Origin of the sequence: Hymenobacter cyanobacteriorum (genome assembly GCF_022631375.1) — a bacterium.
Lineage (GTDB): Bacteria > Bacteroidota > Bacteroidia > Cytophagales > Hymenobacteraceae > Hymenobacter > Hymenobacter cyanobacteriorum.
In genome coordinates this window covers 134,896-148,986 of record NZ_JALBGC010000003.1, presented here as the reverse complement: position 1 = coordinate 148,986, position 14,091 = coordinate 134,896, and the positions used below count along the sequence as shown (strand labels likewise).

General features: G+C 63.0%; 11 protein-coding genes. 4 read left to right on the top strand and 7 right to left on the bottom strand.

What is annotated here, in order from left to right; all coding sequences use genetic code 11:
- Positions 1–120 precede the first annotated feature (120 nt).
- The 3 genes from MON38_RS10400 to MON38_RS10390 all read right to left on the bottom strand — a co-directional run bounded on the left by MON38_RS10400 (position 121) and on the right by MON38_RS10390 (position 3,123).
- Positions 121–1,692 carry an ABC transporter permease/substrate-binding protein gene (locus MON38_RS10400; RefSeq protein WP_241936104.1) on the bottom strand — a complete coding sequence of 524 codons (1,572 nt, stop codon included), beginning with the start codon at positions 1,690–1,692 and terminating at the stop codon, positions 121–123.
- Positions 1,680–2,624 (bottom strand): ABC transporter ATP-binding protein, encoded by a 945-nt coding sequence (locus MON38_RS10395; RefSeq protein WP_338423765.1) that lies wholly within the window; start codon positions 2,622–2,624, stop codon positions 1,680–1,682. The genes MON38_RS10400 and MON38_RS10395 overlap by 13 nt, the downstream gene beginning before the upstream one ends.
- A 142-nt stretch (positions 2,625–2,766) precedes the next feature.
- Positions 2,767–3,123 (bottom strand): ASCH/PUA domain-containing protein, encoded by a 357-nt coding sequence (locus tag MON38_RS10390; RefSeq protein ID WP_241936103.1) that lies wholly within the window; start codon positions 3,121–3,123, stop codon positions 2,767–2,769.
- Positions 3,124–3,398: 275 nt separating this feature from the next.
- Between MON38_RS10390 and MON38_RS10385 the strand changes: the two genes are divergently transcribed.
- The 3 genes from MON38_RS10385 to MON38_RS10375 all read left to right on the top strand — a co-directional run bounded on the left by MON38_RS10385 (position 3,399) and on the right by MON38_RS10375 (position 6,951).
- A complete protein-coding gene (locus MON38_RS10385) occupies positions 3,399–5,045 on the top strand; it encodes a M28 family peptidase (RefSeq protein ID WP_241936102.1) in 1,647 nt (548 codons plus the stop codon).
- Between the two features lie 124 nt (positions 5,046–5,169).
- The gene (locus MON38_RS10380; protein ID WP_241936101.1) at positions 5,170–6,279 is read left to right on the top strand and encodes a glycoside hydrolase family 43 protein; all 1,110 of its coding nucleotides are present in this window, start codon (positions 5,170–5,172) and stop codon (positions 6,277–6,279) included.
- Positions 6,280–6,528: 249 nt separating this feature from the next.
- Positions 6,529–6,951: a BrxA/BrxB family bacilliredoxin gene (locus MON38_RS10375; protein ID WP_046245532.1), complete on the top strand. Its 423-nt coding sequence runs from the start codon at positions 6,529–6,531 to the stop codon at positions 6,949–6,951.
- Positions 6,952–7,022: 71 nt separating this feature from the next.
- On the opposite strand, the gene MON38_RS10370 is transcribed toward MON38_RS10375, so the two are convergent.
- Both MON38_RS10370 and MON38_RS10365 read right to left on the bottom strand, forming a co-directional pair.
- Entirely contained in the window at positions 7,023–8,171 is a 1,149-nt protein-coding gene (locus MON38_RS10370) for a PepSY-associated TM helix domain-containing protein (RefSeq protein ID WP_241936100.1), read from the bottom strand.
- A gap of 157 nt (positions 8,172–8,328) precedes the next feature.
- Entirely contained in the window at positions 8,329–10,728 is a 2,400-nt protein-coding gene (locus MON38_RS10365; protein ID WP_241936099.1) for a TonB-dependent receptor, read from the bottom strand.
- Between the two features lie 297 nt (positions 10,729–11,025).
- On the opposite strand from MON38_RS10365, the gene MON38_RS10360 reads away from it, so the two are divergent.
- Positions 11,026–11,349, top strand: a complete 324-nt coding sequence (locus tag MON38_RS10360; protein ID WP_241936098.1) for a hypothetical protein — start codon at positions 11,026–11,028, stop codon at positions 11,347–11,349.
- Between the two features lie 41 nt (positions 11,350–11,390).
- Here MON38_RS10360 and MON38_RS10355 read toward each other — a convergent pair whose 3' ends face one another.
- Together MON38_RS10355 and MON38_RS10350 are read right to left on the bottom strand one after the other, a co-directional pair.
- On the bottom strand, positions 11,391–11,894 hold the full coding sequence (locus tag MON38_RS10355) for an EamA family transporter (RefSeq protein ID WP_241936097.1): 504 nt from the start codon (positions 11,892–11,894) through the stop codon (positions 11,391–11,393).
- A 91-nt stretch (positions 11,895–11,985) separates the two neighbouring features.
- Complete coding sequence (locus MON38_RS10350) at positions 11,986–14,046, bottom strand: OmpA family protein (RefSeq protein WP_241936096.1); 2,061 nt, start codon at positions 14,044–14,046, stop codon at positions 11,986–11,988.
- Positions 14,047–14,091: the final 45 nt, after the last annotated feature.

Genomic DNA, 14,091 nt, shown 5'->3' with positions numbered 1-14,091 from the left:
CAATTCTGTCATCCTGAGCGCAGCGCAGGACCGTATCACGCTCGCAGCTTTTGGCTTTACTGCTAATTGCGCAGCGTTGATAAGGTCCTTCGCTGCGCTCAGGATGACAAACGAAAATAATTATTGCCGTAGGTACCCGCCCAAATCCGATACGCTCCGAATACCCAGCGCCCGCGCCTGCTGCCCGCGCATTAGCAACGCATAGGTGTTGTTAAAACCCAAAGGCGCCAGCCACTCCAGCCCGAAGCGCCGCCGGAACTCGGCCCGCACGTAGCCCAGCACCGCCGCCGGCCGCCCGCCCAGCGAGTCGACCACGGCCGGGCGCGGCTGCAGCAGCACCAGCAGCCCCGTGCCCGTGTACTCCGGGTACATATCAATTGCCCCGCTGCGTAGTGCCTCGAAGCAGATGGTGGTGCCGCCCAGGCCGGTTTTGGTTTCCACCGCCAGGTCGGTATTGCCCCGAATCAGGGCCGCGTACATCTCGGCCAGAATGTATTGCTCGGCGAAAATCTTCGAGCCCAGCTTCACCACCGGCGCGCCGGCCACGGCCGGGCGCGGGGCCGCCCACAGCCCGCGCCGCCGCAGAAACGCTTCGGCAATGACCTTCGGGTCTTGGTGTAAATAATCGGCCCGGTAGTTCAAATCGGTCATTACCGAGTCGGCAATCTGGTTATCGAGCTTCGCCAGCACCGGCCCCAGCTCGGGGTGCGCGCGGAGTATGGCGGGGCGTACCACCGGCACGGCGAAGTAGGGCGGAAACACCCGGCGGTCGTCGCGCAGCACGCGCAGGCCGTAGGCCCGGATGCGACCGTCGGTGCTGTACCCATCAATCACGTCCACGTCGGCGTGGCGGGCAGCCTCGTACACCAGCGCTGGGGCCAGCACCACGCTCGGCAGGTGTGTTAGGCCGTAGCTTTTGGTGAGGCCCGGTAGCCCGTCGGCCCGCCCCACGAACTCGGGGCTGAAGCCGGCCAGCAGCTTGCCCGTCGCCCGCGGCAGAAGGTACAGCCCACCCAGCAGTGGCAGTGCCACCAGCAGCGCCGCACCCGCTTGGCCCAGCCGCCGGGTGCTCAGCTTTTGCACGCCGCCCAGCAGGGCATCGAAGGCCAGCGCCAGGCCGGCGGCGGGCAGGGCCCCGGCCAGTATCATCACCGGGTTGTTGAGCGCGATGCCGCCGAAAATGAACTCGCCCAGCCCGCCCGCCGCCACGTAGGCCGCCAGCGTGGCCACGCCCACGTTTATCACCGTAGCCGTGCGGATGCCAGCCATGAGCACCGGCAGCGCCAGCGGCAGCTGCACCCGGCGCAGCACCTGCCCGTCGGTCAGGCCCAGGCCGCGGGCGGCCTCCACCACGGCCGGTGGCACGCCCCGGATTCCCTCAAACGTGTTGCGGATAATGGGCAGCAGCGAATACAGAAACAGCGCGAAAATGGCCGGCTTCGGCCCGATACCCAGCAGCGGAATCAGGAAGCCCAGCAGGGCGATGCTCGGCACGGTTTGCAGCACGCCGGCCACGCCCAGCACCGCCGGGGCCCAGCGCGGCCGCCGCGCCAGAAACAACCCCAGCGGCACGCCCAGCAGCACGCCCAGCAGCAGCGAACCCGCCGTGAGGCCAATGTGCTGCACGGTTTGCTCGCCCAGCTTGCCCGCCTGCTCGCGCCAGAAAGTGAACAGCGCCGTTAGCGTTTCCATGCGGCCTCCTCTCGTTGCAGGGCTTCCCCGAAAGCGGCCATCAACTCGGCTACGGTGAAGGGCGTGGCCGAAGCTTCGGCCGCAGTTAAGGTTTCCAAGGCCTCGTGCACGGTGGCATTGGCGGCGAAAGAAACTGCCGAAGCATCAGTTGTAGTATCCTGAAAAACGTCGCCCAGCGTGAGGGTGCGCAACTGCAAAGCCAGCCGCTCGGCCGCGAAGAACCGGCGCACAAAGTCGTTGGCGGGCCGAAACAGCAGCTCGCGCGGCGTGCCCAGCTGCTGAATCTGGCCGCCATCGAGTAGCATAATGCGGTCGGCCAGCTCGAAGGCCTCGGTCACGTCGTGCGTTACGAGCACCACGGTTTTGGTTTTCAACTCTTCCAGCTCCCTAAACTCACGCCGGATGCTGGCCCGGGTAATCGGGTCGAGGGCCCCAAACGGCTCATCGAGTAGGATAATGGGCGGGTCGGCAGCCAAGGCCCGGGCCAGGCCCACGCGCTGCTGCTGTCCACCCGAGAGCTGCGCCGGCAGCTGCCCAGCGTAGCGGGCAGGCGGCAGGTGCAGCCGCGTGAGCAGCGCCTCGGTGCGCGCCGCAATGGCCGCCGGCGCCTGGCCCAGCAGGCGCGGCACCACGGCAATATTCTCGGCCACGGTGTAGTGCGGCAGCAGCCCCACTTGCTGAATGACGTAGCCCATGCCGCGCCGCAGCACTTCGGGCCGCTGCTCGCGCACATCGCGCCCGTTGATTTCGACCGTGCCGCCGTCGGGCTCAATCAGGCGGTTGAGCAGCTTCAGCAGCGTGGTTTTGCCGCAGCCGCTGGGGCCCAGCAGCACCAGCGTTTCGCCGGCGGGCACGTCAAACGACACGTCCTGCACTACGGCGTGCGGGCCAAAGCTTTTGCGCAGCCGCGTGGCGCGGATAGTGACGGGCATGAAGAGAGAAGTTAGACCGGAAATATTGGTCATCCTGAGCTTGCGAAGGACCTTATCAGGCCTGAACGGTGGTACTCGAACATGATAAGGTCCTTCGCAAGCTCAGGATGACAAACGGCTTAACTCCAAACGCTCCGTTCTGTTACCAGAGCCGGATGTCCGTCATGCCCGCCGGAATGGGCGGCTGGCTGCTGAAACCCAGCACGCACCAGTCGGCTTCCACGCCGAAGTTGCCGCCTTGCAGCACGTAGCTTACCCAGCGGGTGATGGTGCGGCCGGTGTAATTGTCGGCATCAGGGTTGAATTCGCGCAGCAGCAGCACGTCGCCCACCTGGAAATCCTCGTCGTTACGGCGCACGTCGAACGGCTTGTGGCCGGCCCGCACCGCCGCGAAGCAGTCGGGCCACAGCGGCAGCTCGTGGGTATGCAGATGCGTGGGGTCGGAGGCGTGAAACTGGGGGGCGAAAGCTTCGGAAGTTGGCGTCAGGGAAGTAGTCATGGGGATAGTTGGGGGAAGGGGAGGAGCCCGGGGCCGGACCAGAACGGCCGGTTCAGGCGGCGGCTGGTAGCGCAGGGCTCGCCCGGTGATAACAAAATTATTTACTCAAGATACGCACTAATAAGGCAAGGCAAGCGGAAGTAACAGTAAGAAAATCAGCATCGTTCCTGCGAATACGTTTGCGCTAAACCCACGGCGGCCGCCATTTTCACGGCTTCTGCTCGCCAAATGCGCGGCATGCCGTTCTTTGTAGCTGGTTCTTCCCCTGTTAGCTAATGAAATTCTCCCTTTCCCTCCTCTCTTCGCTGTTTTTGAGCGTCGCCGCCCAGGCGCAGGCCCCGCTCGTGGTGCCCAAACCCGTGGTTGCGGCCCTCGAACAAGTGCAGCCCGAAGCCATCAAAGCCCACATCGCCTACCTGGCCGACGACCGCCTGCTGGGCCGCAAAGCCGGCACCCCCGGCTACCAGATGGCCGTCGATTACGTGACCGGGCAGCTGAAAACCCTGGGTGTGCAGCCGGCCGGCGAGGGCGGCACCTTCATCCAGAAAGTGCGACTGCGGCGTGCCTTCCTCAAGCCCGGGGCCACGTTTGCGGCCCGCGAGTGGCAGGGCACCACGTTCGCGCTGACGCCCGGCCAGGATTACGTGCTGTATCCCAGCCCCGAACTGGCCGCTACCCGCGTCACCGATGCGCCGCTGGCCTTCGCCGGCTACGGCATCAGTGCGCCCGAGCTGGGCTACGACGACTACGCCGGCCTCGACGTGAAGGGCAAAGTGGTGATGATTGTGCGCGGCGCGCCCCGCACGTTTGCCTCCACCGTGGCCTCGGCCAGCCAGGATTTGGCTGGGCTGCTGAAGGCGGCCATCAACCACGGCGCGGTGGGGCTGATTGTGGCCTCGGCCCACGCCGGCGCGTTGCCCGACCTCAAAAACGGCACCTACAGCGTGCTCGGGGCCGATGGCAAAATTGCCGTGTCGCGCACTTTCGCGCCGGGCAGCAAGCAGCAGCTCTACGGGGCCGTGAACGCAGCCACGCTCCAGCGTTTCCTGCAAACGGCGGAGCTCGATACTGCGCGGGTTTTTGCCTCCATCCGCAGCGGCAAGCCAGCCTCGAAGGGGCTGCGCACCACGATTACGGCCACCATGCAGTCGACGTACCAGGACATTGAGAGCTACAACGTGGTAGGGATGTTCGTGGGCTCCGATGCCAAGCTGCGCAACGAATACGTGGTGCATTCGGCCCACCTCGACCACCTGGGCGTGACCGCGCCGGTGCAGGGCGACTCCATCAACAACGGCGCGCACGACAATGCTTCGGGCGTAGCCTGCGTGCTTGAAATCGCCAAAATCTACTCCCAACTCAAGGAAAAGCCGAAGCGCACCATGCTCTTTGCCTTCATGACCGGCGAGGAGCTGGGCCTGCTGGGTTCGTCGGCCTTCGCGGCCTACCCCACGGTGCCCAAGTCTGAAATCGTGGCCGATATCAACATGGACATGCCTACCCTCATTGCGCCGCTGCTGAGCGTGGTTGCCCTCGGGGCGCCGCATTCCACGCTGCTGAAACCCGTGCAGCGCGCTTGTGCCTACCTGAACATTGCCCTCGAAAACGACCCCGAGCCCGAGCAGAACCGCTTCATCCGCAGCGACCAGTACAGCTTCGTGACGGCCGGCATTCCGGCCCTGCACCTCAAATACGGCAACAAAACCGCCGACGGCAAAAACAACCTCAGCGAAGAGGTGCAGAAGTGGCGCGCCGTGACCTACCACAAGCCGCAGGACGATATCAACGGCCGCTTCGACTTCGAAGCCGGCAAGAAGTACGTGCAGCTGTGTTTCCTGGTAGGCTACCAGGTGGCCCAGGAAGTTGCCCGCCCGCAGTGGAACCGGGGCGACTTTTTTGGCCAGCGCTACGGCAAGCGCTAGGTGGCACTACGGGCCTGGCTATCGCAAACGGTTGTGGTAGTCGGGTGGGTAAATTGATTATAAATCAGTGATTTGAGGAGTGGTTTGCGCGTCTATATTTGCGCCAAATCACTCCTCTTTTTTTATGCCCACCCACTTCAGTTTCCGGCGTTGCGCGCCTTTGCTCGCGGCCGCTACGGCCCTGCTCGGCGCCTGCCAGTCGAACACTTCCACCACCGAAACCACCGCCACCACCAAGCCCGCTGCCGCCGATTCGGCCGCGGCCAAACAGCCGCTGTCGCAGCCGCTGGTGAAGGACATTTACACGGCCGACCCGTCGGCACACGTCTTCGCCGGCAAGATTTACATCTACCCCTCGCACGACATTGAAGCCGGGATTCCGGAGAATGACAAGGGCGACCATTTCGCCATGAACGACTACCACATCCTGTCGATGGACAGCGTGAACGGCCCCGTGACGGACCATGGCGTGGGCCTCGCGGTGAAGGACATTCCCTGGGCCGGCCGCCAGCTCTGGGCACCGGATGCGGCTTTCAAAAACGGCACCTACTACCTCTACTTCCCGGTGAAGGACAAGCAGGACGTTTTCCGCATCGGGGTGGCCACCAGCACCTCGCCCAGCGGCCCGTTCAAAGCCGAGGCCACGCCCATTGCCGGCAGCTTCAGCATCGACCCGGCCGTGTTCCAGGACACCGATGGCAATGCCTACATGTACTTCGGCGGCCTGTGGGGCGGGCAGCTCCAGCGCTGGCAAACCGGCAAGTACGACGCTAACGCCGCCGAAAAAGAGCCCAGCACCGCCGTGCCCGCTCTCAACGCCCGCGTGGCCAAGCTCTCGGCCGACATGAAGCATTTCGACGGCCCGGTGCAGGAAGTGAAAATTCTGGATGAAGCCGGCAAGCCGCTGCTGGCCAGCGACACCAAGCGCCGCTTTTTCGAGGGCGGCTGGCTGCACAAGTACCAGGGCAAATACTACTTCTCGTACTCGACCGGCGACACGCACTTGCTGGTGTACGCTGTGGGCGACAAGCCCACCGGCCCCTTCACCTACAAAGGCGTGATTATGGAGCCCGTGCAGGGCTGGACCACGCACCACTCCATCGTGGAGGTGAAGGGCAAATGGTACATCTTCTACCACGACACCCAGCTCTCGGGCAAAACCTGGTTGCGCAACATCAAGGTGACGGAATTGAAGCGTGGGGCCGATGGCAGCATCGAGACGATTGTGCCGTAGTATTTCTGAGGGGTTCGGGGGAAAGCCAGAACGTCATGCAGAGCGCAGCGAAGCATCTTGCCAGCAGTCACTCATTCAATCGTAAGAACGAAATTGATTAGTAGTGGCGGGCAAGATGCTTCGCTGCGCTCTGCATGACGTCCTTACTTCTAAATTCCACCCCGAAACTTTCCCCGGCCCCTAATGCTTTAAGCATTCGTACTTTTGTAGCCGTACGCGGCCCCGCCGCTTTTTAATTCTCAGACAACTATGGCAGTTTATCCCGAATACATGGTGGCGCCCATCCGCCAGGACCTTACCGAAGCAGGTTTCGAGCAGTTGATGACCCCCGAGGAGGTGGATTCCGCCCTCGCCTCGAACGAAGGCACCGTGCTGGTGGCCGTGAACTCGGTGTGCGGCTGCGCCGCCGCCAAGGCCCGCCCCGCCCTCAAAATGGCCCTCGCCAGCGCCGACAAAAAGCCCGGCAAGCTGGTAACGGTTTTCGCCGGCATGGAAACCGACGCGGTAGCCAAAATGCGTGAGCACCTGCTCCCGTACCCGCCCTCGTCGCCCTGCATCGCCCTGTTCAAAGACGGCGAACTGGTGCACATGATTGAGCGCTACCACATCGAAGGCTCCGATGCCATGCGCATCGTGAACAACCTGCAAGGCGCGTTCGAAGAGTATTGCTAAGTCATCATTAGCCCAACAAAAAAGGCCCGTCGTGCAACGACGGGCCTTTTTTGTTATATCAGAAAGTGTCTTCAGGCGCTTAGCGCCGTTGCTGCAACTCGGGGCTTCGGCTTGGGCTTTTTGTGGCGGCGGCCCCACCACAGCAGGGTGCCCGTAACGGGCAGGCTGGCGGCCAGCAGGCTCGCCAGGAAGGCCACAATTTTGCCGCCCAGGCCCAGAATCTGGCCCGTGTGCAGGTCGTAGTTCATATCAGAGAGCTTGCCGCCGGTGCTCTTGCCCGCGTGGAAATGGGCCAGCAGCAGCTGCCCCGACACCGGATGAAACGCGTATTCGTCGCGGCGATAATAGTGCAGCGCCCGCTGGTAGGCCCAGCAATACGCCGGGGCTTTGCCGGTGCCGACTGGTCCGATGAGCACCATTTCGGCCTGCGGCGAGCGGCGGCGCACCGTGCGGTAAATAATATCGGGCAGGGGCTGCGCGGCGGCCGTCACGGCTTGCAACGTGTCCACTTTGGCCACCGTTTTTTCCTGCGGATAGGTGCGGCCGTCGTTGGCCACCAGCACGGCCGAGTCGAGCAGCAGCGGGAAAATCATGAACAAGCCGGTGAGGGCCAGCAGGCCGGCAATGCCGGCCACGTAAAAGCCCAGCACGTTGTGCAAATCATAGTTGAGGCGGCGCCAGCGGGCACCCCACTTAATGGTGAGGCGCTGCTTCCGTTCCTGCTTGCGCTTGGGCCACCACAGTACCAGGCCCGTGCCCAGCATCAGCAGAAAGATGACGACGCTGCCGCCCACCACCCATTTGGCCACCGCTTCGGGCAGCAGCAGCGTCATGTGGATTTCCTGCACGATGCTGAAGAAGTGACGGCGCAGGTTCTGCTCGTTCACTATCTGGCCGGTGTAGGGGTTCAGCGACACCATGATGGGCTGGCTGGCCGGGTCGGTAAAAAACACGGTGGCGGCGCGCTCGGGGCCGAAATACGTCGTCCACACCGTGGATGCCTGCACGCCGGGGTGCCCGGCCAGCGCCGCAGCTTGCAGGCGCGAAGGCAACAGCAGGGCCGTGGCCTGCGGCTCCACCTTACGGCCGCGTTCGGTCAGGTCCCGGATTTCATCCTGAAACGTGAAAATGGCGCCCGTCAGGCTCACAATAAATACCACCAGCCCGGAGGCCAGCCCCAGCCAGAGGTGTAGTTTGCCAACGGCTTGTTTGAGGGTCATAGAGAGCTTAGAAGGTTAACAGAACGTCATGCTGCGCTGGTCGACCCATCTCTGCCGCTTCGTTGCAGCGAAATCGAGCGCACTCACCAACTAATTACCCTCGTGGTAGAGATGCTTCGACCAGCGTAGCATGACGTTCTGTTGAAGAAACCGATTCTTAAAACTTATACGCCACGCTGCCCACGATGCTGCGCAGCTTCTGCGCGTTCATCGTTGTATAGCCAATCCAGTACTGCTTATCGGTCAGGTTATCAGCCTTGGCCGAGAGGCGAAACTTGGGCTGGTCGTAGAAAATACTGGCGTTGAGGATGGTGTAGCTGGGCAGCGTGAAGACGTTGGTGTTCGTATTCTGAATGCGGTTGTTGCTGGCGTAGTTGCCGCCGAAGCCCGCACCCAGGCCTTTGAGGGGGCCTTCGGGCTGGCGGTAGCTCAGCCAGGCGTTGGCCACAATGGGCGAAGAGGCGGTTTCGGGCCGGCGGCCGTTCACGTTCTCGGCCGTGTTTTCGTACTTCGAATCGTTGTAAGAAAAGCCGCCTACCACGTTCAAGCCGCGCACCGGGTTGGCAATCACGCTCACTTCCACGCCCCGGCTTTGCTGGGTGGCATCCTGCACCTGGGCCGAAGGCTGCGTGGGCGTGGGCACGTTGCGCAGCCGGTTTTCTACCCGAATGTCGTAGTAGCTCACCGTGGCGCTCAGGCGGCCACCGGCCGCGTCCAGCTTCACGCCGCCTTCCAGCTGGTTGGCGTGCTCGGGTTTGGCAATGGGCGTTTCTCCCGTTGGCGTGATGAACGTGCCCAGGTTGTTGAAGCTATTCTGGTAGTTCGCAAACAGGGCCACCCGGTCCTTCACCGGCTGATACACCACCCCAAACTTGGGCGAAAACGCCGTTTGCGAGTACGGTTTCACCGGCGAATAAAACAGCCCGCCCTTGTTGTCGAAGTGGTCGATGCGCAGGGCGGCCAGCAAGCTCAGCTGCTCGGTCAGGTTCAGCACGTCCGAAACGAAGGTGCTGTAAGTGTTCGATTTGGTATTGACGATGTAGTTGCCCGTGGGCGACTTGGCATATAGCGCGCTCACATTCGGACCGTTGAAGGCCCGAATGGCGGCGCTGGAAGCGTTGAGCGGAATTTGGTCGAAGCCCCCGCCGAGGAAATTTACGTCGGCATCGATGCGCAGGAAATCCAGGCCCAGCACCACGCGGTTGCGCAGGTTGCCCAGCCGGAAGTCGCCGTTAAACAATTGCTGTGCCTCGAACAAGGTGCGGCGGCTGTTGCCCGTCGATTGGTCGGCGCGCACCAGCGTGTCTGAAGCCGCGCCGCTGGGGCCGGGTTTGAGGTAGAAATACGGCCCGAAACCGTTCGAGAAGCTGTGGCTGCTGGTCAGGTACGTCGTCGAAGTGAAGGCCGGCGAAATCCGGTACTGCACCTGTCCAAACAGGTTGGTGCTGCGCGTGTCCTGCGTCAGGCCCGCGCCCTGGTACGACTGCCGGTAGTTCAGCGGCGCTTTATCGGCACGGTCAAAGCCCAGCGCGGCCGACGGGTAGTAGAAGAAGATAATCTGCTTGCCCACGTTGGTGCCCTTGTAAATCTCGGCGTCCACGTTCACCGTCAGCCGGTCGGTGGGGCGGAATTGCAGGCTCGGGGCCACCGCCAGGCTCTTGCCAAAGCCCGTGTAATCCAGGTTCTGGAAGCTGTCTTCGTAGGTGTAAGCCGTGTTCAGGCGGAAGGCCAGGGCCTTGGGCTGGGCGGCGGGCGCGTTGGCATCCACCAGGTTCACGTCGGCGCTCACGCGGTGGAAGCCGTAGCTGCCCGCTGCCACGCCAATCTCGCCGCCAAACGTGTCGAGCGGCTTCTTGGTCACGCGGTTCAGCAGGCCGCCGTACGAGGTGAGCGAGCTACCGAACAGCGTGCCCGACGGCCCTTTGATGGCCTCCAGCTTCTCCAGATTAATGGCATCGATGTCGCTGGTGACGTTGCCGGCCACCCCGTTGCGCAGCTGGCTCGACAGGATGAAACCCCGACTGGCGTAGAACGCGCCGCCATCGCCGCCGCGCCCGGTGGCCTCCCACATTTTTTGCAGGCCGGGCACGTTGCGCGTCGCATCGTCCACGGTAAACACCAGTTGCTCAGTCAGCAGCTCTTTGCCCACGGTGGCGTACACCTGCGGGTTCTCCAGGTTTTTGAGCGGCATTTTCGCCACATCCACGCTGGTAGTGCGGTTGAATTTATTGGTGCGGGCGCCCTGCACCACCACTTCCTGTAGCTCGGCCGTGCTTTCGGCCAGCCGGAAATCCAGCGTGGCGCGCTGGCCGGCCACCACGGTCACCTGCTGCTCGGCCGGTTTCAGCCCCACGAAGGAAACCACCACCGTATAAGTACCCGCCGGCACCGCCGCAATGCGGTAGCGTCCGTCGCTGCCCGTGATGCTGCCCAGCGGCTGCCCCTGCACGCCCACGCTCACCGATTCGGCCGCGCCGCCATCGGTCGTCGTCACGCGGCCCGCAATGCTGCCCGTTTGCTGGGCCCAGGCCGGTGCTGCACAGCAGGTTAATAGCAAAATGAAATATTGAAAAAGAAAGCGGTTCATCAGGTGGTTATTTAGACAGATTCTATTTAAGGGCAAATGTAGGGGCTAGTGGAGCCTCTATAAAAATTATTTAGAATAATTCTAAATAAGATTGCGCCTTTAAATTCTGCCAATACCTTTGCCGCTGTCCGGAATTATGCGGGACCGTGGTGATGACTCCAATACTCGTCCCACACCGGCGCTGCCCATGCCGCCCGCCCGCCGCAGCTATTGAGTACAACGCTGCCACGCCGCGATTATCCGTCTGGTTTCACCTGCTTTCCTGCTATGTGCCGCTCCCTGCATCACAACGACTTAGGTTGTATCTCGCGCTGCCCCGAGGGCTGCTGCCTGCACGTGTATTTTGGCAACGTGGCCCTGTGCCTGAAACGCGCCGAGCTTGCGGAGTGGCGCGCCGTGGTGGCCAGCCTGTGCGAGCAGCACGCCCACAGCCAGCCCGACCCGCACGCCCGCTGCCTGGTGCTGCCCGGCGCGGCGGCCTACCAGAAATTCGTTTTCACCCTCGAAGAACTGTTTCTGCTGTACGATTTGCTGATGAGCGCCTCGCTGCTGCTGGAAGCCGAAGCGCTGCTGGCGGCCTCCGCAACTTAGCCGCGCCAGCTGCTTCGGCTACTATTCGCCAGTAGGCCGCGTTATGCCGCCGGTTTTGAGTCGTAGACGGTAGTGCCACTCGTGGGGCGACCGGTTTTGCTGCTGGCATCTTCCTTCTTAGCGGCGGGTTTGGTGGTGGCAATGAGGATGGCGCCGGCGGCCATCAGCGCCGCGCCCAGCAGCACCTGCCAGGTCAGTTTTTCCTTGAGGAAAATGGCCGCCAGCGTGACGGAAAACACCAGCGAAATATTAGTGAGCGGCGACACCCGCGAAGCATCACCAATCGAAAGTGCCCGAAATACCAGCAGCGACGAGGCGGCCGTGAGCACGCCCGCTACCAGCAGCACCAGCCAGGTTTTGCGCTCAATCTTGCCGATTTCGGGCAATAAGTCCTGCACCAGTACCGTGCCCCAGGCCACGGCCAGAATCAGCACGGCCTCGATGGCAAACACCAAACTGGGCGGCACGTCTTTGATGGCAGCTTTCGACAGCGTAACCACCGAGGCCGAAGCCAGAGCGGCCAGTAACGCAAAAACTATCCACATGAGCGAGCGGGAAAACACCCGCCGGCGTCGGCGGATAAGCAGGTACGCTCCGGCGTACGCGCCCGGGCCGTCAGGGTTGGCAGCTGGCGGGCTAGCGCGACACTACTTTGAATTCGGTGCGGCAACTGAGCTTGCGGCCGGCCTCGGTGTCGTTGTAGGGCACGGTAGCGCCGTAGCCAGTGGCAGTCAGGCGCTCGGCTTTGATTTTGTGGGCCACGAGGTAGGCCATGATGGCCTGCACGCGGCGCTGGCTCAGGTCTTGGTTCTGGTGGTCGCTGCCGGCTTCGTCGGTGTGGCCGGCCAGGTGCACTTTCAGGCGGGAGTTGTCGCTTAGCAGCTGCAAGAGGCGGTTTAGCTCGGGGGTGCTTTCGGGGCGCAGCACGTCCTGGCCGGGGACGAAAAACACGTTTTGCAGCACCACGTTCGAGCCGGGTTCCATCTTTTGCAGGCGCACGTCGTGCTTGGTTTCGGCATAGCCCGCGTCCGAGGGTAGGTTCATGTTGTCGAAATACGCTAGGAAATTGTCGTGGTGCACCACCACGGCGTAGTTGGTGCCCGAAGGCAGCGGCAGCAGGTAGCGCCCGTTGGGCGTGGTCTGAAACGTGCCGATGGTCTGGCCGCTGGCGTTATTTATCACGTCGAGTTGGGCCGCCACCGGCTGCTGGTTGCTGATGTCGGTGACGACGCCCTTGAGCAGCGTAACGGTGGGCGTGACTACCGGCACCACCAGTGCCGGCCGCGACTCGCGCGTCAGACGGGGTTGGTCGCTTACCAGGCGGTTGTCCTGGTCGAGCAAGGGCTGCTTTTCGGCCCCCAGAAACGTGACGCGGTACAAATCGAGCCCGCCCGTGCCGCCGGGCCGGTCGCTGGCAAAGTAGCCGTAGCGCCCCGAGGCGGTGGTGGTGAAAAACAGCTCGTCGTTGGGCGTATTCAGGGGCCAGCCCAGGTTTTCAGGCTCGCTCCACTTCCCGTTTTCATACACCGATTTGAACACGTCGAAGCCGCCCATCGTGCCGTGGCCCTGCGACGAGAAAAGCAAAGTCTTGCCATCGGGCTGCATGAATACGCCCTCCTCATCATACGGCGTGTTGATGGCCGAGCCCAGGTTCACGGGCGGGGTTTTGCCGTCGATTTCGGCCCGGTAGATGTCGCGCCCGCCCAGGCTGCCCTCGGGCTTGTCGCTTACAAAATACACGTAGCGCCCATCGGGCGAGAACGTGGCTGAGGTTTCGCGGTACTTGGTGTTGATGTGCGAACCCAGCGCGTGCGGCTTGCTCCAGCCGCTGGCCGTGAGGTGCGTTTCGCTCAGGTCGCCATCGTCGCCGTCGGCGTGCAGCAGCAAGCGCTGGCCGTCGGCCGAAGCGGCTACCGCCACGTCGGCCTTATCCGAATTTACGGGGGCGTTCAGGGTGCGGGCAGGGCCCCAATCCTGGCCGCTGCGGGTAGTGTGGTACACGTCAGGCAGCTGGCCGCGCCCGTTGGTATTCTTAGCTCCACCCAGGGCCCCCGCGCGGTGCGAAGTCAGAAACAGGCCCGACTCGTCGGCCGTTACGAGCGGGTTCAGCTCGTCTTCGGGCGAATTCACCGTGGGGCCCAGGTTATCCACGAACAGACGCAGCGGGTGCTGCGTAAGGTGCTGGCCGGCTTTGCATTCGGCCAGGCGGCGGTTCACGTCGGTGGTGACGGCGTCGGCGGTCGGCTGGCCTTTTTTTACAGCAGTGTTGGCCACGGGACGGGCGCGCTCAAACTCCTTGAGGGCTTCGGCCCAGCGGGCACTCAACTGGTAGGCGCGGCCCAGCACGTAGTGGGCGCGGGGCGCGGCGGGGCCGGTTTCGAGCTCGGCCGCCTTTTGCAGATAAGGCAGGGCCCCGGCTTTGTCACCCATGTTCAGGTAGCAGTCGCCGATTTCCAGGTTTAGCCCGCCGTTGCTGGGGTTGATTTTCTGGGCTTCCAGAAAGTGCGGCAGCGCCGCCGCGTAGCGCGGTGGGCTGGCCTTGTAGTCTTCCTCGCCGGCCTTGATGGCGCGCGTGGCAATTTTCAGCAACTCCTTATTCGGAATGCGGGCGGAAGTGAAAGGTACGCTCTGGGCGTGCGCCGGGGCCAGCGCCACCGTCAGCAGCGCCCCCAGCAGATAGCGGTAATGGTGAGTCATAACGACGAAATAGCGGGAGTGAAACCGGGAGTGAACCAGTCGGCG